This is a genomic window from Sorangium sp. So ce590 (genome assembly GCF_051521365.1).
Classification (GTDB): Bacteria; Myxococcota_A; Polyangia; order Polyangiales; family Polyangiaceae; genus Sorangium.
This window is the reverse complement of record NZ_CP150346.1, coordinates 8,079,794-8,102,526: the sequence shown is the minus strand read 5'-3', so window position 1 is coordinate 8,102,526 and position 22,733 is coordinate 8,079,794. Positions and strand designations below refer to the sequence as shown.

Annotated in this window: 17 protein-coding genes and 1 pseudogene; 12 read left to right on the top strand and 6 right to left on the bottom strand. The window is 68.6% G+C overall.

The genetic code is table 11. The features are described 5' to 3' along the window. The first annotated feature begins 269 nt into the window (after nt 1-269). From WMF28_RS30485 to WMF28_RS30465, 5 genes are all read left to right on the top strand, one after another. Nucleotides 270-584, top strand: coding sequence for a response regulator transcription factor (locus tag WMF28_RS30485; RefSeq protein WP_437596873.1), 315 nt, complete (start codon nt 270-272; stop codon nt 582-584). 94 nt (nt 585-678) lie between these two features. Continuing rightward, on the top strand, nt 679-2,181 hold the full coding sequence (locus WMF28_RS30480) for a sigma 54-interacting transcriptional regulator (protein ID WP_437596872.1): 1,503 nt from the start codon (nt 679-681) through the stop codon (nt 2,179-2,181). Nucleotides 2,182-2,617: 436 nt separating this feature from the next. Then, nucleotides 2,618-2,857 carry a hypothetical protein gene (locus WMF28_RS30475; protein WP_437596870.1) on the top strand — a complete coding sequence of 80 codons (240 nt, stop codon included), beginning with the start codon at nt 2,618-2,620 and terminating at the stop codon, nt 2,855-2,857. 364 nt (nt 2,858-3,221) lie between these two features. Then, nucleotides 3,222-3,563 (top strand): hypothetical protein, encoded by a 342-nt coding sequence (locus tag WMF28_RS30470; RefSeq protein WP_437596869.1) that lies wholly within the window; start codon nt 3,222-3,224, stop codon nt 3,561-3,563. A gap of 184 nt (nt 3,564-3,747) precedes the next feature. Beyond that, nucleotides 3,748-3,891, top strand: coding sequence for a hypothetical protein (locus tag WMF28_RS30465; protein ID WP_437596868.1), 144 nt, complete (start codon nt 3,748-3,750; stop codon nt 3,889-3,891). 656 nt (nt 3,892-4,547) lie between these two features. Here the strand turns inward: WMF28_RS30465 and WMF28_RS30460 are convergent. Further along, a complete protein-coding gene (locus tag WMF28_RS30460) occupies nt 4,548-4,832 on the bottom strand; it encodes a glutathione S-transferase C-terminal domain-containing protein (RefSeq protein WP_437596867.1) in 285 nt (94 codons plus the stop codon). A gap of 80 nt (nt 4,833-4,912) precedes the next feature. On the opposite strand from WMF28_RS30460, the gene WMF28_RS30455 reads away from it, so the two are divergent. From WMF28_RS30455 to WMF28_RS30430, 6 genes and pseudogenes are all read left to right on the top strand, one after another. Further along, complete coding sequence (locus WMF28_RS30455) at nt 4,913-6,214, top strand: DUF2169 family type VI secretion system accessory protein (protein WP_437596866.1); 1,302 nt, start codon at nt 4,913-4,915, stop codon at nt 6,212-6,214. Nucleotides 6,215-6,234: 20 nt separating this feature from the next. Further along, on the top strand, nt 6,235-6,588 hold the full coding sequence (locus WMF28_RS30450) for a DUF4150 domain-containing protein (RefSeq protein ID WP_437479048.1): 354 nt from the start codon (nt 6,235-6,237) through the stop codon (nt 6,586-6,588). Nucleotides 6,589-6,592: 4 nt separating this feature from the next. Further along, entirely contained in the window at nt 6,593-7,450 is an 858-nt protein-coding gene (locus tag WMF28_RS30445; protein WP_437596865.1) for a hypothetical protein, read from the top strand. Beyond that, complete coding sequence (locus WMF28_RS30440) at nt 7,447-8,493, top strand: hypothetical protein (protein ID WP_437596864.1); 1,047 nt, start codon at nt 7,447-7,449, stop codon at nt 8,491-8,493. Before WMF28_RS30445 ends, WMF28_RS30440 begins: the two co-directional genes overlap by 4 nt. A 148-nt stretch (nt 8,494-8,641) precedes the next feature. Continuing rightward, nucleotides 8,642-9,001: pseudogene (locus WMF28_RS30435) on the top strand (protein kinase domain-containing protein); the annotation flags it as partial. A gap of 511 nt (nt 9,002-9,512) precedes the next feature. Further along, a complete protein-coding gene (locus WMF28_RS30430; protein WP_437604388.1) occupies nt 9,513-9,761 on the top strand; it encodes a hypothetical protein in 249 nt (82 codons plus the stop codon). Here WMF28_RS30430 and WMF28_RS30425 read toward each other — a convergent pair. Together WMF28_RS30425 and WMF28_RS30420 are read right to left on the bottom strand one after the other, a co-directional pair. Beyond that, entirely contained in the window at nt 9,753-11,459 is a 1,707-nt protein-coding gene (locus tag WMF28_RS30425; protein WP_437596862.1) for a hybrid sensor histidine kinase/response regulator, read from the bottom strand. The two genes, WMF28_RS30430 and WMF28_RS30425, sit on opposite strands and share 9 nt — an antisense overlap. Nucleotides 11,460-11,701: 242 nt before the next feature. Further along, complete coding sequence (locus WMF28_RS30420) at nt 11,702-17,668, bottom strand: AAA family ATPase (protein WP_437596861.1); 5,967 nt, start codon at nt 17,666-17,668, stop codon at nt 11,702-11,704. A gap of 563 nt (nt 17,669-18,231) precedes the next feature. Here WMF28_RS30420 and WMF28_RS30415 point away from each other — a divergent pair. Beyond that, on the top strand, nt 18,232-19,239 hold the full coding sequence (locus tag WMF28_RS30415; protein WP_437604325.1) for a glycoside hydrolase family 11 protein: 1,008 nt from the start codon (nt 18,232-18,234) through the stop codon (nt 19,237-19,239). Between the two features lie 319 nt (nt 19,240-19,558). Here the strand turns inward: WMF28_RS30415 and WMF28_RS30410 are convergent, their stop codons facing one another. The 3 genes from WMF28_RS30410 to WMF28_RS30400 form a co-directional block, all read right to left on the bottom strand. Then, nucleotides 19,559-20,122 (bottom strand): helix-turn-helix domain-containing protein, encoded by a 564-nt coding sequence (locus tag WMF28_RS30410; RefSeq protein ID WP_437596860.1) that lies wholly within the window; start codon nt 20,120-20,122, stop codon nt 19,559-19,561. A 486-nt stretch (nt 20,123-20,608) separates the two neighbouring features. Next, complete coding sequence (locus WMF28_RS30405) at nt 20,609-21,742, bottom strand: alpha/beta hydrolase family protein (RefSeq protein ID WP_437596859.1); 1,134 nt, start codon at nt 21,740-21,742, stop codon at nt 20,609-20,611. A gap of 597 nt (nt 21,743-22,339) precedes the next feature. After that, a complete protein-coding gene (locus tag WMF28_RS30400) occupies nt 22,340-22,612 on the bottom strand; it encodes a hypothetical protein (protein WP_437604324.1) in 273 nt (90 codons plus the stop codon). Nucleotides 22,613-22,733 lie beyond the last annotated feature (121 nt).

Here is a 22,733-nt window from a genome sequence, read left to right as displayed (position 1 = left end):
CGCCGCGCTCGCCGTCGCTGGGGACCGCTAGAGCAGCCTGCGGGCCACCGAAAAAACAATGCAATATCGGATGGTTATGTTTTCACGGGGCCAGCGCTCGGGGCCCGATTTGCTGCAGGCTGCAGCAGCACGCAGCGGGCCCACCGGCCCCGCTCCCTTACTTCGAACGGAGGATGGTTTCTTTACGCCGGGGGACGCATGGTCGCCTGGTGAGAGCGGCTCCGGCGGGTTGACCGTCCGGCGCCCCGGGAGCGAACAGCATGCGATCGATGAGACCCAAGCGGACCTTTCCGTCCAAGCTTCACTGCGACCGCCGGGCGCGCAGCACCCAGGAACGCGCCTCCCCGCGCGCGCCCACCTACCCACCGGCGAGCCCGGCGCTCACGCCTCGCGAGCGCGACGTCGTCGAGCTGCTCGTCGGGACCGGGCTGTCCTACAAGCAGATCGCCGCCCAGCTCGGCCGGAGCGAGGGGACCGTCCGGACGCACACGGAGAGGATCTACCGCGCGTTCGGCGTCCACTCGCGCCTCGAGCTCATCTTCGCCTGTCAGGCGCTGCGGGATGCACGCTCCGATGCCGCTTAACTCCTCGCCGACGCCGCCGTACGGCGGATCGGCAGGGCTGTTAAACTCATCGTCGACGGAGGTGGCGTCCCTCTCGAGGCCCAGGAGAACTATCATGGCGGACAGAACCAAGCTCGACCTCGATCCCGAGGTCGAACGGCGGACGCTGCAATTGGCCGGCATGGACGACGACGTGCTCATCACCGGCCCTAGCGGCTCGGGCAAGAGCGCGCTGGCCCAGTGGATTCACGCGCAGAGCGCGCGCCGGGGCAAGCGGTTCGTCGTTCAAAACTGCGGCGCGATACCCAAGGGGCTGGAGGAGAGCACCCTCTTCGGCCATGAGCGCGGGGCGTTCACGCACGCGCACCAGGCGGCCGACGGCATCGTGAGGGCGGCGGACGGCGGGACGCTCTTTCTCGACGAGATCGGCGAGCTCCCGCTCGCCGTGCAGGTCAAGCTGCTCACGCTGCTTCAGGAGCATTCGTATCGCCGGGTGGGCAGCGTCGACGATCTTCACGCAAGCTTCCGGCTCATCGCGGCGACGAACAGGGACTTGCTAGAGCTGTGCAATCAGGGGCGTTTTCGCGAAGATCTCTATCACCGCATCAACGTCCTCCCGATCGCATTGCGCCCGTTGCGCGACGCTCCGGAGCGCGCCATGCGGATTGCGACCGAGATAGTGAAGACCTCGACCATGTCGCCGGAGCGCGCGGCTCACGTGCTGTCCGCGGTTCAGCGTCTGGCCCGTCACCTCGCGGCGTGGCCGGGCAACATTCGCGAGCTCGGCACGTTCGTGAAGCGCTGCCAGCTCGATGAGGTAAAGGATGCAGAACGCTGGATCCTCGCCGAATGGGCACGCCGGAGAACGTCCGAAAGCGCGGAGCGCCTCACCGCCTTCACGCCGAGCGTCAGCCCGTCGCTGGCCGACCGAAAGCGCTATGCGGGGATGATTCACGAGCTCGCGGGGCGCGGGGCGCGCCCCAAGGCCGCGGTGTCTCGGAAAGGGTCGTTGGAGCTCGCGTCCCGCCTCCTCGACGTATATCCCGAGCCGCTCTCCCTCGACGAAGTCCAGGCGGTGCTGGGGGCGCGCGATCGGCGTACGCTCGACGGCAATGTCGACCTGCTGGAGAGACACGGGTTGATCGAAAAAATCGCGCACGGCATTGTGGCGTTATGGCCTCCGGCGACGTCGGCGGTCTTCGGCCGCCATCAAGGCGTGTGGCGCCCCGCTGGATCTGGGGAGATCCTCTCCCTCGCCAGCGGCGATCGGGTTCGCATCGAGCTCACCTCGAAGTGCGCCGGTACGCTCGGCGTCCTGCTCGTCACCCACGGGTCAGGAGGCTCGCAGGTGCCGACTGTCCTCGTCGAAGGCAAGGAGCTGCTTGCCTCGAAGCCCACGGCGCTAGAGATCGAGCTCGATGACGTGGGTGGGATCGAGCAGTTTCTGCTGCATGTCGGCCCGTCCGCGCGCCGCGGCGGCAGCCTCGTCGAACCGATGCTCGACGAGGCGATCATGCCCGACTCCGCCGCGCTTGAGCGGGGTCGCCGCATGGTGCTCGATCAGTGGGGCGAAGGGTGGCTAGCCGAGCACCTCGTGTTCCACATGCAAGGCAAGTGAGTCGGGGCGGGGCCCGGCGCCGCGGCGCTACCCCGAGGAGCCTTTCCCGCGCCCACGTGCCGAAGCGACAGATGGAGATAGTTGTTCTATATTGCAGGCACCCTGATTGTGGTGCACGTGTCGACGCTCGGGCGAGTGCTCCAGTACGCTCGCGTCGAAGTCGTCTATCTTGGCCATGAGAGAATGAACTCATCAAGAGGGCGCGGGCGCAAGCGATGGTGTTGTGCCAGTGCCGATCGACTCGAAGGGGTGGGATACTAGCTAGTCGGGCTACGCGCCCCAAACCATACGTGGATTTGCGTATAGCATCGGTCCGAACGGAGTACATACTGATCAGGGTGAGCCGAGCGCGCGAGATCCCGGAACGTGCCGGCTGCATGCTCCTGTATGGGCTCGACCAATCAGCCCGCAGTGTGCCGATGAACGGAGGAAAATCATGGACAAAGGACACGTTCTGTATCAGAACCTGGGTGGCGACTCCGGAGTGAGCACATGCAAGATCGAAGAAGAGTCAATCGAGGTTACGTTCAAAAGAGGCGGCACCTACCTCTACACGTTTGACGATACTGGTCGAGAAAACGTTGAGCGGATGAAGATCCTCGCATGCGCGGGGCAGGGACTAAATGCATTCATTAATGCCCATGTAAAGAAACTGTACGCGGAGAAGTTGCGGTAATGTGCGCCCTCGGACGCCGCCCAAGGCGAAAAGCGGTTCACGACAACGTCACGCTTAACCACCGGTGCGCAAGCATCCGCCAACTCGCCGAGGAGGTGGATGGCGAGGAGGTGATGACTGCCTGGAGGCTCTTTCCCTGTACCCAGGCTCAACCGTCATCCTGATGCCTGCGCTCAGTTCGCCCGTTGCCGATTCAATATCGGATATTTAGATGGCCGTCGGGCGGCGGGGTCGCCGAACTGGGGGAGGCCGGAGACCGGGATGGTAACCTTCGCATTGGCGGAGGCTGCGCCGGTTCGCCTCTCTCCTTGCGCAGTGTCCGCAGAAAGGTGCACCATCGCGCTATCACTTACTGGGAGAGGGCATGACCGCACAGGTTCAGTACGATCCGCAGATCATCCAACAATTTGCTGCAAGCCTATACCGGCAGGCCAACTCGATCGTCGCGACGTATGCGCTTCTCTTTGGGCTTCTCGGCACGGCCGTCGGAGCGCCTGCTGGCGCGTTCCTTCTGGGCAACCGGTCCAGCTGGGAGATCTTCGCGGCGGTTGGCGCCGTCGTTCTTGGAGGCTTTGTGGGGCTGCTTGGCGCGCTGATGGGGCAGCAGCGGGCGTTCGCCCTCAAGCTGCAGGCGCAGCAGGCGCTCTGTCAGCTTCAGATCGAGGCAAACACGCGAGCTACAGCGGCATACGCGCGATCCAGCTAGCAAATTGGTTGGGAAGCGGAGCTGTTCGGCACCGTTGCCTACGGCAGCTGGCCATTCAGGAGACGCTGCTGGCTATTCTATGGGCGCGGGCGGACCGGCGGCGGGTCGATTGAACGAGGGCGCACTGATAGCGATACGATCGCCGCGAACCGAGCTCCTCGCCTATCTTGGGGAGGGGCTCCGCTTGGCCATCGCGGCCGACGACGTCGAAGGGGCCCGTGTGGCGCACGAGGCGATCGGACGGCTGCTCGGAGCGCCGGCACCCCAGGGCGAAGGCGCGGCCGACATGCTCGACCTCGCCCGCGAGCATGAGTGGAGGGCGAGATGATGTCCGGCTCGCCAGTGCCTCGCCTCCTCCGCTCCGACCTCCTCGGAGTCGAGTCCTCGCCATCGGGGGTGGCGTTCTCTCCGGCGGAGGATACATCAAGTTCGTCGCGGAGGTGCCGGAGCGGAGGCGGCCACAAGTTGGGCCCGCTGGAGCGCAGGCGCCCTGAGCGGTGAACCAGGGGTGCCTCATCGTTGGGCATTCGCGGATCCGCTCGCGGGCCGGTCGAGACGCGCAATATCCCGGACCCGCTCCGCTGGTGGGGCCCGGGAGAGCGCATTGTCCTCCTTTTGGCTCTTGGTCGGCGAAGGCGACCAGGTCAGCCAGGTCGCCCGGATCCTGAAGCTGCCCGTCGAGGCCGCGTCTTCGCGGCTCACCCTCGGCCGGCCGCAAGCACCTCGCGCACGTGCTCAAGCGCTGGCGTCGCTTGCGATAGACCCCGCCATCCTGGCCTTCGAAATAACAGAAGCTTCTCTATGCGATCCGCCCCCCTGAAAAGGCGATCCTACATCAGCAATTTATCCATGCATCGAAGCATCGAAGGAGGCCGCCTTCACTCCACAGCCTGCGTGCGGGGCGATCGGGGAGGCCCGCCGCAGGCCACGAGCGTGCTCGCCGCGAATGCGCGCAAGGCGACCTTTGGATGGGTACCTATGCCCTCAGATCTCGATCGGCCAGCCGAGGTGGCGCTCGTACATCCGGCTCCGGTGCTCGAGGAGCGCACGCGGCACCGCGTCGCCGATCTCCTCGCGCGCGGTCCCGAAGGCCTGGCGGGGCGAGGGCTGGAGGCGGGGGCAGTCGCTCTCCGGGATCGGGCAGAGCGGGGTCAGGAAGGTGGCTGCGTAGACGTCGAGCGCGTTCGGGCGGTCGCCGTCGAGGTAGTCGCGGCCTCCTTCGAGGCGGGCGGCGAGGGCGGAGAGCGTGGTGGCGATGCGGGCGCGCACGCCCCAAGCGGCCTCGCCTTTCAAGCCGCACCGGCCCATTCCACGCCGATCCCCGCCGCGAGTCCCCACCGCGAGCGACCTTGCTCCGCTCCGAAGCGGTCGGGTATCCTGCCGCGGCCGCGATGGAGCTCGAGAACCGCACTCCGTTTTCTGCGCTGGAGTACGACGTCGTCGACGCTCGGGGCGACGAATCGCACGTCGTCGTCGCGCGGGGCAGCTACGCGCTGCGCGCCGCGCCGGAGGCGGGCGAGAGCGACGGCGCGAGGATCACCCACGTTGCCGCCATCACCGAGGGGGAGCTCGTATTCTCGGATGTGGTCCACGGCGAGATCAACCGCAGCAGCGTCAAGTACGAGAGCGATCTTGCGCAGAGCAAGCCGAGGTGCGACGTCATCGTGATCGGCTCGGCGCACGCTCCGGCCGGCGAGGCTGTGGCGCGCGTGGACGTGCGAGCCCGCATCCGGCGCCTGGCCGCGATCCCCAACCTCGCGGAAGCCGGCACGCTGCTGGATCACCACCTGGCCGTCCGCGGAGCGCGGGCGTTCGAGCGCAAGGACGATGGATGGGCGCTGACGGATCCGGAGCCCTTCGCGGCGCTGCCGCTGCGCTACGAGCACGCCTTCGGCGGCCAGCTCAAGGTGTACGCCGAGGACGAGGCCGCGAAGCGGGTCGACGACGCGCACCGGCTGAGCGAGGCGGCGCGCCGGGCGCACCCGGAGGCGGACGCTGCCCCGGTGGCGCACGCGACCTGCGCGTACAATCCGTTCGGCGTCGGCTTCCTCGAGGGCTGGTACGCCGACGCGGCCGAGGTGAAGCGCTGGCCGGCCCCGCAGATCGAGGCGCCCGGCGCCGAGATCACGGCGGAGATCTTCGCGCGGATGGTGGCGGGCGAGGTGCGCGCCGGCGAGGTGCCGGAGCTGTCGCCGCGCGGGGTCGGCGTCATCGCCAAGCCATGGCAGCCGCGGCTGAAGCTGGCCGGCACCTTCGATGATCGCTGGCTCGCCGAGCGCTGGCCGTACATGCCGCCCGACTTCGACATGGCCTACTGGAACGGCGCGCACCCCGACATGCAGTGCGATTACCTGTTTGGCGGCGAGCTCGCGGAGCTGTGGAACCTGCTGCCGCGGAGCGCGCCGGGCGTGACGCCCGAGACCGCGGGCACCGCCTGCCGCTTCCACGTGCCCGAGGCCGCCGTGGTCGTCCGGCTCACCGGCAAGGACGACGCGGTGAGCTTCGCCGCCGTGCCCATCGACACGGTCATCGTCGACCTCGAGCAGATGCGCCTGTCGCTCGTGTGGCGCGCGTGCATCCCGGCGTCGCTCGAGGTCGAGGGCATGAGCCTCCTGGCGTTCGGGTACATGAAACAGACGGGCGCGGCGTAGTCGAAGGACGGAGGAAGAACATGCCGATCGGAGCTCGAAAGGACAGCAGCTTCTACGCGGTGACCCTCGCCCCGGACGTGTGCTTGACACCGGTGGGCGGCGCGATGGTGCCGGTCCCGTACATGCTCTATGCGAGCTTCGACAGCAGCATGAAGTGCATCGAGCACGTGAACCTCAACGGCAAGCCCACCTACGTCTACGATCACAGCCTGGCGCCGACCGTTCAGGGCGACGAGCCCGGCACCGGTGGCGGCGTCAAGTCGGGCGTGAACCAGGGCAAGGTGTGGTCACACGAGGCGTCGACGAACGTCCGCGCCGACGGCCGGCGCATCGTGCGCAGGGGCGATCGCTGCTGGATGAACGTGAAGGCCTGACGCCGTGGCCCTCCCTCCCAGCGCGCAGATCGACGCCTCCGTGCGGGGCGAGACGCCCGGCGACGGCAACCCAGCCGCCAACGCGCTCGGGCGCGTCTACACGACACAGAGAGAGGGGACGCAGGTGGCGCTGCTCGACGAGGAGCTCGCCAGGCAGCTCGCGGCGGAGGCCGCCAGGAAAGCGGCGGAGGAGGCCGCCAAGAGGGCGGCGCCGGGCGCCTTGTCCACCCTCGGCCCGGCGGCCGGCGGAGCGGCCGTCGGCGCGGGGGTGTGGGGCGCCATCGCCGGCGGCATCGGCCTGATCGGCATCTCGCGGACCCGTGCCCTCACCGAGGACGCGCTCACCGATCCGTCTCAGCGGCCGATGCGCACGCCCTTCCTGGGCCTGGACATGGGCCTCGGCCCCCGCGCGTCCCCGAGGCTCGACACAAACGTCCGGGTCACGGGCCCCCGGTGCCTCGTGGGGCGGCACGGCGACCTCAAGAAGATCTGCAAGCTGCTGCCGGGCGAGGGCTCCCAGTCGCACCACATCGTTCCCGACGAGTTCGTGCGATCGGGCACGCGCAACGGCTCCCAGTACCGGATCCTCTCCGAGGACGACGGCGCCGCCATCTGCATCCCCGGAAATGCCTTCATCAAGGGCACGCTGCACAATGCCATCCACGCGGACCTGAACAACCTCCTCAACAACAAGGTCGCCGCCGGCCTGTCGACCGACGGCACCCTCCCGCTCTCCGACGTCATAGGATCGGCGCTCCGCGTGACCGTCGCGTTCAAGCCGGAGTGTACTGCCCAGATCATCCGCGAGGTGGGCAGGGCCTTCCAGGGGATCGACACCACCCAGCGAGTGAAGATCAGATGAACCCGAGCGGCGCGGATCCCCGAGCAACGCCGGACGAGCCGAGCGACACCCCGATGACGATCACGGGCGCGCTCGCCCTGAGCGCCTCCAGCGTCTATCTCTCGGCGACCTTCGCCACGCCGGGCGATTATACCCCGCATACAAGGCTCTTCCTGTACGACGAGGGCGGCGCCCCGCCGTGGACGGCGCACGATGCCGGCTTCTTCACGGTCGGGCTGGAGAAGCTCGCCGCCCCCGGGGAAGATCTCACGCTGTGCGCGCTCTCCCTGGACGGCGAGGTCGAGCTCCTGTCCGCGCGGGGCGCGGTGATCGAGCAGATCCCGGAGGCCGGGCTCTACCGGCCGACGTCGAAGGGATACGGTTTCCTCACGGCGCTGCGCCGCGTCGGCGACCGCCTGTTCGCCTGCGGGAGCGCGGGGCAGGTGTACCGGAGGCTCGGTCCAGGCCGCTGGGCGCACGCGGACGCGGGCCTCCTCCAGGCGCCCGGCGTGGACTTCAAGGACCTCGTGAGGCCCATCGACCTCCAGGGGCCGGCGGAGGACGACATCTACCTGGCCGCGCAGCAGCTCGGCCCGCTCGGGCTCGAAGGGAGCCTGTATCATCTGGGCGGCCCGCGGTGGCGCCGCCTCGAGGTGCCGCCGATCGGCGGGCTCAACGCGGTCCACGTCGAGAGCGCGCAGCGCATCTGGGTGTGCGGGCACGAGGGAGCGCTGCTCGTGGGCAATCACCGCGACGGCTTCCAGAGCGTGTCGAGGGAGAGGAGCCCGCACCTCTTCCACGCCGTCGCCCTGTACCAGGAGACCCTCTATCTCGGGTCGAACTTCGGCCTCTTCCGCTACGACCTCGAGCGCCGGCGCGCCGTGCGGGTGCGCACCGGCCTCGAGCAGGAGCTGCGCTACATTCACACGATCGAACAGGCCGGCGGCGTCCTCTGGTGCGTCGGCCCCACGGACATCGCGCGCTTCGACGGCGAGACGTGGAACCGCGTCCATGCCCCGGAGGCGCCAGAGGGAACGACAGCTCCGAGATCGAGCCCGGCGTGATGGACTTGGTGCGCGGCGCGGAGACGCGCGGCCTCAGCGTGCTACTGCGATAACAGTCGCAGCGGTGACAACGTCCTCGGGGGTGAATACACCCCCTCACGCCCGCGTTCGCGCCGGCGGAGCCTGACTCGTGAAGCGCGCCCGCGGTATGCTCCTTCCCCAGGAGCCCCTGCTTGTCCCGCGAGGGGCACCGATCCCAGCCATCCTCCGGCGCCTCGGGAGCGGCGGGTTCGGCACCGTGTACGAAGCCTTCGACGGAAAGCGCGGCGCGCTCGTCGCGCTCAAGCTGCTGCGGCGCCCGGACGCCAGGGCCATCTACCTGTTCAAGCAGGAGCTTCGCGCGCTGGCCGGGATCGTCCACCCGCGCCTCGTCCGGCTCTACGAGCTGCACAGGGACGACGCGCGCTGGTCCTTCACCCTGGAGCTCGTCTCGGGCACGGACGTGATCACGCACGTGCGCGGCGAGGAAGGCCCGGACGAGGCGCGCCTGCGCGCGGCCTTCCGGGAGATCGCCGAGGGGCTTTCGTTCCTGCACGAGGCGGGCAAGCTCCACCGCGATATCATCGCCTCGTACCGCGTGGAGGAGGCCGCCACGAGCCCCGTCCTCCGCGCGCTGCTCGCGGCGCTGCGCGAAGGCCTCGCGGCGGACGTGCGCGTGCACGAGATCGACGTCGGCGAGCTGCCTCCCGCTGACGCCGTGGCGCTCGCGGGCGCGCTGCTCGCGGGCGCGGGCGCGTCAGGCGGCGCGGCGGCGCGGATCGCGGCGGAGGCCCACCGCAGCCCGCTCTTCATCACCGAGCTCGCGCGCCTCGCGGGCGAGAGCGGCCCTCCGGGCGGCGCCGCGCCGACCTTGTCCGCGTTGCTCGCGGGGCGCATCCGGCGGCTCCCCGCGCCACCGCGACCACCTCCAGCGCTTCCGCGAGGTCCTCGCCCGCGGGCGGATCGCGCTCTACGAGGGCGACGCGGCCCCGGCCCTGCGCTTCGTCCTGGCAGGGACGCCGCCTCTCATCGGCTCCGGCGTGGTCGCGATCCCGGTGGTGCGGGGCGAGCTCCACTACCTGCGCGCCCTCGCGTCGCTCGCGGTCGCAGCGCGCGGCGGCGCCCGGGCGATCGCCTTGCGCGTCCTCGCCCTCGCCGACGCGCGCGCGCTCGTCGCCTCGGCGGACGCGTGGATGGATGCCCGCGGCGTGCGGCGCCCCGCGCGCTTCGCCGCCACGCTGACCGCCTTCACGCCGCAGCCTGCGGCGGTAGCGTCGTTGCTACGCTGAGGGCGGCTCTCCTCCGGCCAGAGCCTCGGCATGCTTGGCCTCCAGCGGCAGCTTCACCGTGAAGCTCGCCCCCTGGTCCTTCCCTGCGCTGGCCGCCTCCACCGTTCCCCCGTGCAGCTCCACCAGGTGCTGCACGATCGAAAGACCCAAACCCAGCCCGCCGTGCTCACGCGTGGTCGAAGCGTCTGCTTGCCTGAATTGCTCGAATATATACGGCAAGAACTCCGGATCGATGCCGATCCCCGTGTCGCTCACCGCGAGATGCGCGTACGAACCCTCGCGGCGAAGCGACACCTTCACCTGCCCGCCCTGCCGCGTGAACTTCATCGCGTTGCTGAGCAGGTTCCGCACGATCTGCTGGAGGCGATTCGGGTCCCCGATGACCTGTTCTCCGGTCGACTCGACGCTGAGCTCCAGGCGGATCCCCTTCGTCTTCGCCGCCGGCTCCGCCGATTTCAGCAGCGTTTCGAGCATCTTGGCCAGATCGACAACCTCCACGTCGAGGCTCAGCCGCCCGCTGATGATACGCGACATGTCCAGGAGGTCGTCGATGAGCTTGGACTGCGCCCGCGCGTTCCGCTCGATCGTCCCGAGCGCCCGGCGCAGGATCTCGTCCGAGGGGCCGCGGATCCGGAGCAGGTGCGACCAGCCGAGAATCGCGGTGAGCGGCGTCCGTAGCTCGTGGCTCAGCAGCGCCAGGAACTCATCCTTCTGCCGCCCGGTGCGCTCGAGCTCCGCCCGCGCCGCCTGTTCGCGAGAGAGGAGCACCTCCCGCTCCGCCTCCGCCCGCTTTCGCTCGCTGATGTCCGTGGAGATCCCGCAAACCGCATACGGCCGGCCCGACTCGTCGAGGAGCGGGCACTTGATCGCGATGTACGTGTGGAGCCCATCGTCCTGGGGCACGATCTCTTCCTTCTCCAGCGGCCCCCCGGCCGCCGCCACCTGCTGGTCGAAAGCGCGAAGTGCGCTGGCATGCTCCACGGGAAAAAAGTCATAGTCGGTCTTGCCGATAATCGACCGCGCGGGCACATGAAATAACTCTTCGTGGCGGCGGTTGACCATCAAATATCGGCCTTCGAGGTCCTTGACGTAGATGACCGCTGTCGAGTTCTCGACGATGGCCTGAAGCAGATGCTGGCTCTCGCGCAGAGCATATTCCGCGCGACGGCGCTCGGCGTTCTCCGCTTTGAGAGCAGCGTTCGAGCTCGCCAGCTCGGCCGTGCGCCTTCGCACCCGTTGTTCCAGCTCCTGATGGGCACGCTGCAGCTGCGCGTTCTTCGTCACGAGCTCCTTTTGTGCCTCGCGCAAGATCAGTTGCGTCTTGATCCGCGCGAGCACCTCTTCAATCTCGAATGGTTTGGTGATGTAATCGACGCCCCCCGCCTCGAACCCCACGAGCTTGTCCGCCACCTCTCCGAGGCAGGTCATGAATATCACCGGGATGTCTCGGGTGCTCTCCGCCGCTTTCAGGCGCCGGCAGGTCTCGAAGCCGTCGATCCCAGGCATCACCACGTCCAGCAGGATCAGGTCGGGTCTCATGAGGCCAGCCCGCTTCAAGGCCGCCTCCGCGTCCTGAGCGGCGAGCGCCCGATGACCTGCGGATTCCAGATGATCCACCAGCACGGCCAGGTTGGTGGGCATGTCATCCACGATGAGGATCGTGCCCTCACGAGCACCGGGCGCGGAGGCTCTGCTCATGATCGCTGACCGCCCCAGGCGCGCCGCGCACCGAGACGCGCACCGAGACCCGGCATCACCTTCCACGCGAACCCCCGGGGCAGCCGGACCGAAATTTCCCATGGACGCCGATCACTCGCGCGACAGGGCGACAGCAATCCGATTGGCCGCGGCCGCAGGGGAAGCCGTGAGGGCAATATGATCTGATACGGGGTCCACGCCCAGGCTTCCATGATACGATCCGCCTCCTCGTCGGTTGCTCGTCAGGTGCTCTCGCCGGCCACCGCCCGGCCTACCGCGGCATGCTCCTCGACGAACTCCTGCAGCTTCCGCAGCTGATAGGTCCGCGCCAGCGTCTGGAGCTGCTCGAGCCAGGGGCCGAGTCGCGGCTCGTCTTGCTGCATCCGCTCCGCCTCCGCCAGCACGTTCCGGATATGGCCCGACGCCACCAGCCACGATAGCCGCGATAGCTGTTCGGCCGAGGGCGGCACCAGCGCGCTATCCCGCTTCACCGCCATGCGGGCCGCGGCTCTCGCCGGCTCATGCGTCCATTCCACGCCCAGGGAACGCCCGATCTTCTCGAAGAGCAGGCCGGCCTGCACCGGTTTGGGCAAGAAGTCGTCCCAGCCGGCGTGGGCCCCCTTCGGCTGTTCGGCGGCGGTGACGTTCGCCGACGAGGCCAGGATCACCACCCCGTCGAGCTCGGGCATCTGCCGCAGGCGACGCGTGGTCTCATAGCCGTCGAGCCCTGGCATGGCCAGGTCCATCAGGATCAGCGCCGGCCTGTGCTCCAGCGCCAGCCGCAGCGCGGCTTCGCCGCCGTCGGCCTCGACGAGGTCGAAGCCTATGGGGACCAGCAGATCGCCGAACAACGCGCGGTTACCGGGGTTGTCGTCCACGACGAGGATCTTGCGGCGCTCGCCGCGATAACCGGTGATCGTGTCCCACCCCAGGGCCCCGGCGGCGGCCGCGGGAGGGAGCGCCTCGGCTAGCGTGAGCGCCACCGTGAAGGCGCTGCCTTTGCCGATCTCGCTCTCGACATGGATGGTTCCGCCCATCTGCTCGATGATCCTCTTGCTGATGGCGAGGCCGAGCCCGGTGCCCTCGCTCTTCACCCTCTGGTCTCCCACCTGCTCGAAGGGGTCGAAGATGCGCGCGAGGTGCTCCGGGGCGATGCCGGTGCCCGTGTCCTCGATCCGGAAGCGCACCTCGCGCTGCCCATCTCCTCCGCCCTCGTCCAGCACGTCGACGAGCAGGGCGACCGCGCCGCGCTCGGTGAACTTGATGGCGTTGCCGAGCAGGTTCAGGAGCACCTGCATCAAGCGCTTCTCGTCGGCGTGCACGGCGGCGAGCGCCGGGGCCCGCACCTCGTGGGTGAAGGCGATGCCCCTCTGTTCGGCGCGCACGCCGCAGAGGTCCACCACGTTGTGCACGAAGGAGGGGAAGTCGAACGTCCGGGGGACGAGCTCCATCTTGCCGGCCTCGATCTTCGCCAGGTCCAGGAGGTCGTTGAGCAACGCCAGCAGGTGCTCGCCCGATCTCTTCACGATCTGCACCCCTTCGCGGCTCTTCGGCGAGAGCTCGGGCGCTCGCATGAGGAACTGAGCGTAACCCAGGATGCTATTGAGGGGCGTGCGTAGCTCATGGCTCATGCTCGAGAGGAAATCGCTCTTCGCTCGATTGGCGCGGTCGGCAGCCTCCTTGGCGATCCGCAGCTGCGCCGTGCGCTCCTGGATCTTGACCTCCTGGTCCCGATACAGCACGGCGTTCTCGACGGCGATCGCTGCCTGTGAGGCGAGCACCGACAAGAGCTCCACGCGCGCGGGAGGGAACGCCGACGGCACGTCGCGGTGCTCCAGGTACAGCACGCCGACTACATGGCCCCGGTGCGTCAAGGGCAGCGCCAGCAGCGAGAGCACCGCGTGCAATGCCAGGTACGGGTCGCCGGCGAAGCGCGCCTCGGACCTCGCGTCGCCTATCACCACCGGCTCGCCCGTGCGGGCCGCATACTGCACCACCGCCACCGGCACGTCGTGGCTCTGCCCGAGAGGCTCCGACAGCCCCGCCTCGATGCGGGTCTCCTCCACCCATAGCCGAGCAACGACCGAGAGCGCTTCCCCTTCGCTGAGCACCAGGGCGCCGCGCTGCGCCCCCGCGTTCTCCAGCGTGAGCTCCATCAGCCGGCCCACCACGCGCCCCGGGTCGAGCTCGACCGAGAGCGCCTGCGCCGCGCGCACCGCGGTCTTCACGTCGAAATGCGCGCCCGTGGACCCACCCGTGGTCGTGGTGGTCGCCGTTACGGTCGTACGCTCGGGGGTCGACGTGTGCACGGACACCTTGAGCACGGCGGGATACCTCGCGCGCAGATGGGCGACCACGGCGTGAGCGCCCCAGCGCGCGTAGGCATCGTGAGCCTCGCGCAGGTACATCGCCCCGACGTGGCTCTTGCCCGTCTCCAGTCGAAACTCGGCGGAGAGCTGGGCTGCCAGGGCCTCGATGTGCAGGAAGCGGTGCTCGCGCGCCAGCTCGATGGCCTCGTCGTATTTGGCCGCTGCCTCATCGGGCTTGCCCAGGACGCGGGCGTATTCCGCCTCGCCGAGGCGCAGCTTGTGGAGGAAATTGGCCTCGCAGCCTTCGGTGAAACAGCGCAATCGCGCGAGGCCGTGCTCGATGTGCCGCCGCAGCCGCGCCCGTTCCTCGCTCGTGGCGGCGCTGGGCCAGCACTTCGCTGCCGCGAGCGCGAGGAAGAGCGCGATGTCCGTCACTGGCGGAACTCCAAGGATGTCTGCCTGGAACAGCTCCGCCTCCCGCATCCTCGCCAGCGCCCGCTCCCACTTGCCGACAGCACAGAACAGATACCCTTCCAGGGTACGAGCGAACCCTCCGGTGTACCTGTCCCCATCGGCCAGGAGGGAGCGCGAACCTCGTGGCAACGGCTCCTCCTCCAGGAGGCGCTTGGCTCCGTCAGGAGACATCAAGACCTCGCAGTAGGACGCGACCAGCTCGAAGTGGTGTCGCCCGACGGCGTCCCCTGCGCGCTGCACCAGCTCCCAGCGAGCCTTTTGCTGCGCATCGACCTGGCCGAGCGGCAGACCACGCCACACCCGGTAGTAGAGCAGGTCGGACAGGAGCCCCCAGCTCGTGCCTTGAAACGACCCGATCTTCAAGCCGGCTGCGACGGCTTGCTCGTACACGAGGGACGCTTCATCGATGGGCCTCGAGTGGACAAGGTAGATCCCCTTGAGCGCGATGCACTCGGGGAGCATCTGGGAGCCCACACGCTCTGCGGCGCGCACCCCGGGCGTGAGCCAGCGCATGACACGGCGATACATGCCCGTCGCCACCGACCATGCGTTGGCGAAGCTGCAGATCATGAAGGTGGCAGCCGGCGTGAGCGCGTCCCGCCGTATCGCCTCGGACACGATGCGGGCGATGACGAGCGAATACAACATCGGCCGGCCACCGTAAATCGCGCAGAGCTGCGCCTGCGTCATCAGGGCGTCGATGAGCCGGTGCTCCTGCGACTGATCGACCTGCATTCGATCAAACCCGTCCGGGTCGTGCTCGAGCCATTGATCCAGCTCGGTGGACTCCTGCAGGAGCGCTGCCTGACACGCCTCATCCGTGTCGGGGAACGTGATGCCCTGCCTCGCAAGCGCGGCCATCCCGAGCCCGATTCCCCGCGCGTACTGCCCCGTGGCGACACAGCAGCGCGTGCGGATCTCCTGCGCCGAGAGCCAGGCGACCTCCGGCGGAGACCTGTCCAGCAAGGCGAGCGCCCGCGCCTCGACGTCGTCGAACTCCCGCAACAGATAGGCGGCCTCCAGGCGCTCCAGCCCGATCTCCGCCGACAGCTCGCGCTCCTGCTCCCAGGCGCGCTCGCCGAGGAGCGCCTGCGCGCTGTCCAGCAGGTTGGCCATCAATCGGTACGAGCTTGCCGCCTTCGCGGCGCGCGCGGCCTGCAGGTTCAGCCGCGCGAGCGCCTCGCGCTCCTCCACGGACTCGAGCCGCGCCGAGCCCAGGTTCAGGTGCCGCACGAGCTCCAGGAATTGCTGGGCCGTACCCCCCTCGGCACGATAACGCGCCTGGAGCCGCCGGCCGATCTCCAAGTGCGCGAGCACCCGCTGCTCCGGCGAGATCCGCTCGTAGCTCGCCTGCTGCACGCGGTCGTGCAGGAACCGGTACGCCGCGTCCAGCGCCACCCCGCCAGTGCCTCCGAGCGCCTGCGCGGGGCGGTAAGCCCCATCGACCGGCACCACCAGCTCGGCATCCAGCGCCGGCCATAACGCCCCCGTCACCGTGGCGCGCTCCCACCCGCTGAGCCGCTCCAGGTCCTGCAGGTGGAACGTGTGACCTGCGCAGGCCGCGAGCCCCAGGAGCTGCTGCGTCGGCTCGGGCATCTCGCGCACCTCGTCTGTCAAGAGCGCCACCACGTTATCGGTGACGCCCGCCTTCTCCAGCGACGATTGCTCCCACTGCCACGCCCCGCTCTCCGGGTCCCTCACCACCTGCTTCTGCCGGTGCAGGGAGAGCAGCAACTGCTCCAGGAAGAAGGGGTTTCCGCGGGTCTTGTGCGAAAGCACGCGTGCCAGCGGCTCCACCCGCGCGGGCTCGCTCTCCAGCGTCCGCGAGCACCACGTTTGCACCTGCTCTCCCGACAGCGGACCCACCGTCATTCGCGAGACCTTGGCCTCGCTCTTCTCCGCCGCCTCCACGAGCTTCCACAGCGGGTGCTCGGGCGGCGTCTCGTTGTCGCGGTACGCCGCGATCACCAGCAGCGATTTACGCTCCACGTCCGTCAGCAGCGTCTGCAGGATGATCAGCGTCGCGCTGTCGGCCCACTGCATGTCGTCCAGGAACATCACGAGCGGCGGGTTCGGCGCCGTGACGGCTCGCACGAAATTCAGCCACGTCAGCTTCTGCCGGTTGAGCACCTGCTCGCCCTCCACCGGCGGCACCGGCGGCAGCTTGCCCATGACCAGGTCGAGCTCGGGCACCACGTCCGCGATGAGCCGCGCGTTGTCCCCGACCTCGCGCCGGATCCGCGCCTGCCAGGCCTCGAGCACCGCCTCCGAGCTGGAGAGCCACTGGCGCATCAGCGCCCCGAACGCTCGCGCTAGCGCCGCGTACGGCGTCGACCGCGCGAGCTGATCGTGCTTGCCCGCGATCAAGAGCCCGCGCCCCGCCTGCGCGATATCCCTGTAGACGGTGCGCACCAGCGCCGTCTTGCCGATGCCCGAGGGGCCGCCGACGAGCAGGAGCTCCGTCACGCCCTGCGCGGCGCGCGCAAAGGACTCGCCCATCCGCTCGACGTCGCGCTCCCGCCCCACCAGGACCTGCGGCAACCGGAGCTTGCGCGAGAAGTCCTTTCTTCCCAGGCCGAACGGCTCCACCGCGCCCCGCTCGTCCCATTGCCGGAGAGCCTCCTCCAGATCCTCCGCCACGCCGCGGGCCGTCTGGTAGCGTCGCTCCGGATCCTTGGCCAGGAGCTTCGCCACGATGGCTGCCACGGCCCCAGGGACCTCCGGAGCGACGGAATCGAGCGGAGGCGGGTCCTTGGCCAGGTGCGCGTGCACGAGCGAGAGCGGATCGCGCTCCGTGAACGGCAGCCGCCCCGACATCACCTCGAAGAGCGTCACCCCCAGCGAGTACAGGTCCGTGCGCGTATCGAGCGCGCGCGCTGTGCGCCCCGTCTGCTCCGGGGAAATATAGACCAGCGTCCCCTCCAGCGCCTCGGGGATGCTCGCCTCGGTCGCCTCTTGGGACAGGAACGAGGCGATGCCGAAATCGAGCAGCGTGACCCCCTCGCACGCCTCGTCCACCAGCACGTTTTGCGGCTTGATGTCCTTGTGCATCACGCCAGCGGCATGCACCCCCTCGAGCACCCGTGACAGGAGCCGGCCGAGCCGCAGCGCGGTCCCGACCGGCAAGCGCCCCTGCTTGGCGAGCAGGCGATCGAGCGAGCCGAGGCCAGGATCCTCCAGCACCAGCGCCGCCGTGCCGCCCTGCTGCTCCAGCGCCCGTGCGCGCGCCACCCCGGGCACCTCGGCGAGCTGCATGAGCGCCTTGCGCTCGTGGATCAGCCGCCCCATCACGCGCGGACTGGGCACCTCGGCCACCGGGATCTTGATTGCCACGCGCGCCCGCGAGGGGACATGGACCGCGCGCCATACCCGTGTCTCGTCGCCGTCGTAGACTACCTTCTCCAGCGTGTAATCCCGCAGCTCCATCGTTTCCCCCCTCGCGTCGTTGAGGGGCGCTGTTATCCGAGCATCATCGTAGTAAAATCATCGTAGTATCGAACGGGGCGGAATGCGACCACCGATCCTCCCCTCCCGCTGGGGAATCTTTCGGGCAACCTCTGCTGCACGGCAAAGCCGTGGCCGTCCCCACGCTTCCCGGCAACCGTGCAGGCTCCTGCTCGCCCCGTCCCCCCGCACCGGTCAACTTGTCAGGCGCTTTCAGGCGATCAGGCGAGCAGTGAAGATAACCAATGCTCGCCATTGTTCGCGCTGGTCCCGGACCTGAGGTGCCGCTCGGTTGCGCGGCCTGCTCGATGACTACGTTGAAAGGCTTGTCGAACGGTCCACCAGCGGGAGGGCGCGCCGCGGCGACGATCGTGAGGTGAGTGGGGACCTTGGTCCTCACTCGGCAGGGTCGGGCGTGACGAAGTGAAGGGAATCTTCGCGCGGTTCTGGAAACTTCTGCCCGATGCGGCAACCCGACGACGAGCTATCCTTCAAACGGTTCGCCTCTCTTGATCAAACTGTGCAGACTCTGGCATGCTCCAGCCATGAAGGTTCTCGTTCCGTCCCGCTGGTCGCTGGGTACCCTCGCCGCTTGCCTCGCTGCCGTGGCCTTCGCGGGCTGTTCCGGCTCCGGGGAGGTGAAGGACGAAGACGGGAGCGGCGGCTCGATCGCAGGATCCACCGGCGGGAGCGGCAGCGGTGGCCAACCAGGCGCCGGGGGCGCGGGCGCTGCCTCCGCTACTGGAGGCGTCACGGGGAGTGGCGGCGCGAGCAGCAGCAGCAGCGGGCTCCCTGGTGCGGGCGGAGCGACGGGTGGAGGTGGCTCCACCGGCGACGGCGGCGGCGGCGGCGGGCCCACGGGCGGCGGCGCGGACACCTGCCCGCCTGCGACACCCCTGACCGGAGGCATGGAGTATTGTTCGAACCGCCGAGGCAATGCGGGCAGGGGTTACGGTTATGAGCTCTGGGCGGAAGGAGGCGGGTCGGGCTGCATGACCGTGCACGGCGTCGACGCCACGTTCAGCGCGGCATGGAACGACGTCGAGGATTTCCTGGCGCGCGTCGGGCTCGACTTCAACCAGACCCAGAAGCACACCCAGATCGGCACCATCTCGGCGGAGTTCGCGCATACAAAGACGGAGGAGGACGGCGGCTTCACGTACATCGGCATCTACGGCTGGACCGTCAACCCGCTGCGCGAGTTCTACATCCTCGACGACTGGGGGAGCCAAAAGCCGGGAGGGTTTTCTTCCGACGGCACGCCGCGGGACGAGGTGGGCACGCTCACTGCCGATGGCGAGACCTACGACGTGTGGAAGAAAACCCGCGTGAACAAGCCGGCCATCACTGGTTCAAGTGAAACGTTCGATCAGTATTTCAGCATCCGTCGGACGGCTCGCACGTGCGGCACCATCTCCGTTTCCGAACACTTCACCCAGTGGGAAAAGTTCGGCCTTCCTCTCGGGAATCTGCACGAGATCAAGCTGTTGCTCGAAGCCCAGTCCAACAGCGGGACAGTCAAGTTCACGACGGCGAAGGTCGTCGTGAAATGAGCGGGCAGGAGAGGACGATTCAACTGTACTTCAGCTGAAACTCGTCGTTTCGAGCGCGGGGCGGGTCCTGCGAGCCAGCCCGGACATCACGGTGCGGAGCCGCGCCTTGCCCCGGCGGGTGTGGTCGAGCGCCCTGTTCGCCCCGGCCATGGAGAACAGCTCGACGGCGCGCCCCTCGAGGAGCTCCCTCGGCGGTGGCGCTGCGCGGTCGGCCGTCGCGTCTGTTCCGCGACGACCGCTCCGTTCATGAGCCCGGTCGGCCGCGTCGCAGCGGGGAGGGCACGCTGCAGATCCAGGGACGAGCTCGGGGAACGCGGTCCTAGGCGGCCGCGCTCCTGCGGCCGGCTGCGCCGTTTCGCCCTTCGGTGAGCTTCGCTTCGTGCTTTGCGACCCACTTGCGGAGCCGCTGCGACAGAGGCGACCGTCCGTTTTCGTAGTTGGCGACCGAGCTGCGCGCGAGGCCGAGCTTTTCGCCGAGCTCGGCCTGCGAGAGGCCGAGCTTCTCGCGAAGCACCTTCAGCGTCGTCGAGCCCGTCGCCGCTTGCGCGCGCGCCGGTGCGCTCGGAGGGGGAGGCGGCGCGACCTCGATCGCGCGCCCGGCCCGCTGCGCGCGCTCGACCACCACCGGCGGCGACTCGGTGCGGGCGCCTTCCGAAGCGGTGCGCCGCGCGACGGTCGCTCGGACGCTCCTCGCGCTCCCCGCGAACTTCTCGCCGCAAAACGGGCAATAGTCGAACGCGAGGACCTTGCCCGAGTCGGTGCGGAGCTCGACTCCTTGGATCGAAGCTGGAAGCCCTTGCGCGCGGCGCTCCTCGCTCGACCACCCGTAAACGAGCGTGAGCCCGGGCTCCTCTTGATTCACCGGCAGACCGGTCTGACTCATCGGAAGGCAGACCGTCCTGCCATCGCGTGTGCACTGTCGTCCGATCATGGGCATTGTCGTCTCCTCGTTCGAAGGGGGTGCGGGCGCAGGCATACCCGGTCGAACCTTTGCGCAGTACTGTTCACCTGTCAAGGTTGAACAACGGAGCGCGCGAGGCGCAGCCTGGGCGAGGAGGAGCGCGCGAGGCGCAGCCTGGGCGAGCAGGAGGCGATGATGTAGGACAAGCCGCGCCGCGCGTGCGTCTGCTGGCGCCGGCCTGTCCCGCTTGCGGTCATGGCAGCTTGCAGCCTCATGGGGCCAGCCCGTGGAGGGCGGGGGCGGCCCCCTGGCCCCATGACCCTGCGACGGGGGGGGCGCCATGACCCTGCGACGTGACAAACAGCTTATCCACGCATCGACCGGGCGCCTTCACGCCACGGCTTGCGGGGCCCTCCTTGTCGGTCAACCCGCCCTGCTCCTCGGAGCAAGGCGGGTTGGCGATCCACTCTAGGGCAGATTGGCAGAAGAGATATTCCAGCTTCTGTCGCTGCAGAAGCGGCAGCTCGCGCCGACGAGCATGCCCTTGCCGGTGGCCGATTGGTCGCCCTTGAGCCACCAGTTGAGCCACGCCAGGTTGACCTGAGTGAACTCGCCGCCGTTCCGAGCCCACAGATCGCCCCCATGATCCGCGCCGACCTTGGCGAACATCATGACCGGGATATCACCCTGGGCGGCGATGTTCTCGAAGTCTCTCGCGCCGTTCTCGTCCGCGCCCAGGCTATCCTCGGTGCCGGTGACGATCAACACGGGTGTATGAATCGATTTGTAGAATGCCTGATTCGCCGAGAAAGAGCCGCTGCTCGTGTGTCCCCAGGTCGTCATTCTGGGATCTGCGGCGGTCCCCGCCGCCATCAAGCCGCCGCAGGAGAAGCCGTTCGAGGCGACCTTCGTGGTTTCGATACGCTGGTAGTAGGCGCTGCAAGGCTTCCCGTTCTCAGCGATCACCCAGTCGACGTAGGCGAGCAGCACGTCGCCTCCGCCCCCGAGCTCGCGGTTGGGCTCCGTGTTTCCCGGTGTCCCGTCCGCCACCACGAAGTAGCCATGCGAGGCAATTTCGGCCATGGCCGCTTCAGTCGCGAACCCGTCTCGCGAACATCCGCCCTGCCCCCAGACGAAGATCGGATACTTGGCGTCCCCACCGAGATCCGCCGGACGGAAGATAGTTCCCTGGTTGATGCCCGGGTCTGGGTTCGTCTCGACGACCACCTCATGAGGGCCGCTCCCCGACACGTTTCGGCGAACCGGCTGTGACTCGGTGCACGTGCCGGTGAAGCCGCCGCCGCTGCCGTCGCCCGAGCCTCCGTTCCCGCCCGCCATTTCCCCGCCGCCGGCAGGCGATCCGCCGCCCGAGCCGGAGGGCTCGGACGCTCCGGTCGTGTTCTGTGAGCCACCCGACCCCGTGGGTAGAGACCCTCCGGTGGCGCCCGCCTGCTCGCCGCCCGAGCCGCTCACGCTCCCTCCTGTGGCCGCCGAGGCTCCGCCGCTTCCCCCAAGGTTGCCGTCGTCATTCAAGCCGCCGCAAGCGCCGACAATCATGCCCAGCGCGGCCCAGGTGACAGCCCAATTCGATTTGGTCTTCATAGCGATTCCATATTTCATCGAGCGATCGAAGAGAGGGGCCCCATTCGCGTCTCTCCGCGATTCGAGTCGCTGGTAGACAAGTATGACCCCGAGGCGTCGCCCTCGATCCGATTCATACTATGAATATTCATCGCGACCCGGATGCGGCAGCGTCCGGCCCGGCGCCGACCGGGCGAGGTTGATTTGATCTTGCCATCCTCCCGTGGTGCTGACGGGGCAGATGTACACGGGCCTTCAGGCGCCCCACGGACCCCGGCGACATGCCGTCGATCGCCCAAGCAAAAGGATGCACCTCCAGGCCAATGTGAGCGTTAACATGTTAATTGTCAATGCCAATCGACCGGCCTGCGGCTGTCCTCGAGCCCGAGGGAGGACGAGGCGAGCGGGTCTCCTTCGGAGCGCCGCGTCGAGCGAGGGTCCGTCCGGAGCGCCGCGTTCAGCGGGGTGGGCGCAGGATCGCGATCTTCGCCGGCCCGCTCGACTGGCGCAGAGGCGATGTGATCATCGACGTGTGTGTGCGTTCACAAATGTGCGATGGGACGGAATGCGCTCGCGGCGCGGTGCGGGGGAGCTCGCGTTCGGGGAGGTCACGGTTCTCTATGTCACCCGGCGCGTGCAGCGTGGCCGTACGGTGGGACCGGTGATGCCGCGAGCCCTCGACCGCGGGCGACGCGGCGGCGCAGGGCGCCCCGCTGGGCCACACACCTGCTGCTCGATCGCGCTCAGCTCCGTCGTCCCGAGCGAGGGGCGCACGCGCCTGTCGCGGGCGTGGTTCTTCGCCGCGTTCCGCGCGATCGTGTAGGCGAAGGTGCGTAGCGAGCACGCCCACGCGAAGGTCGGCAGCCCGCGCAGGATGCGCTCGCACCACAGCGAGAAGACGTCGTCGGGGTCCTCCTCGGGGCGGAGGAGCGCGGTCAGGAAGCCGAGATCTCGGGCCCGTCGCCGCGAATGGCGAGCTCGGCGGCCCGCGTGACGGCGCCGCTCTCGCAGC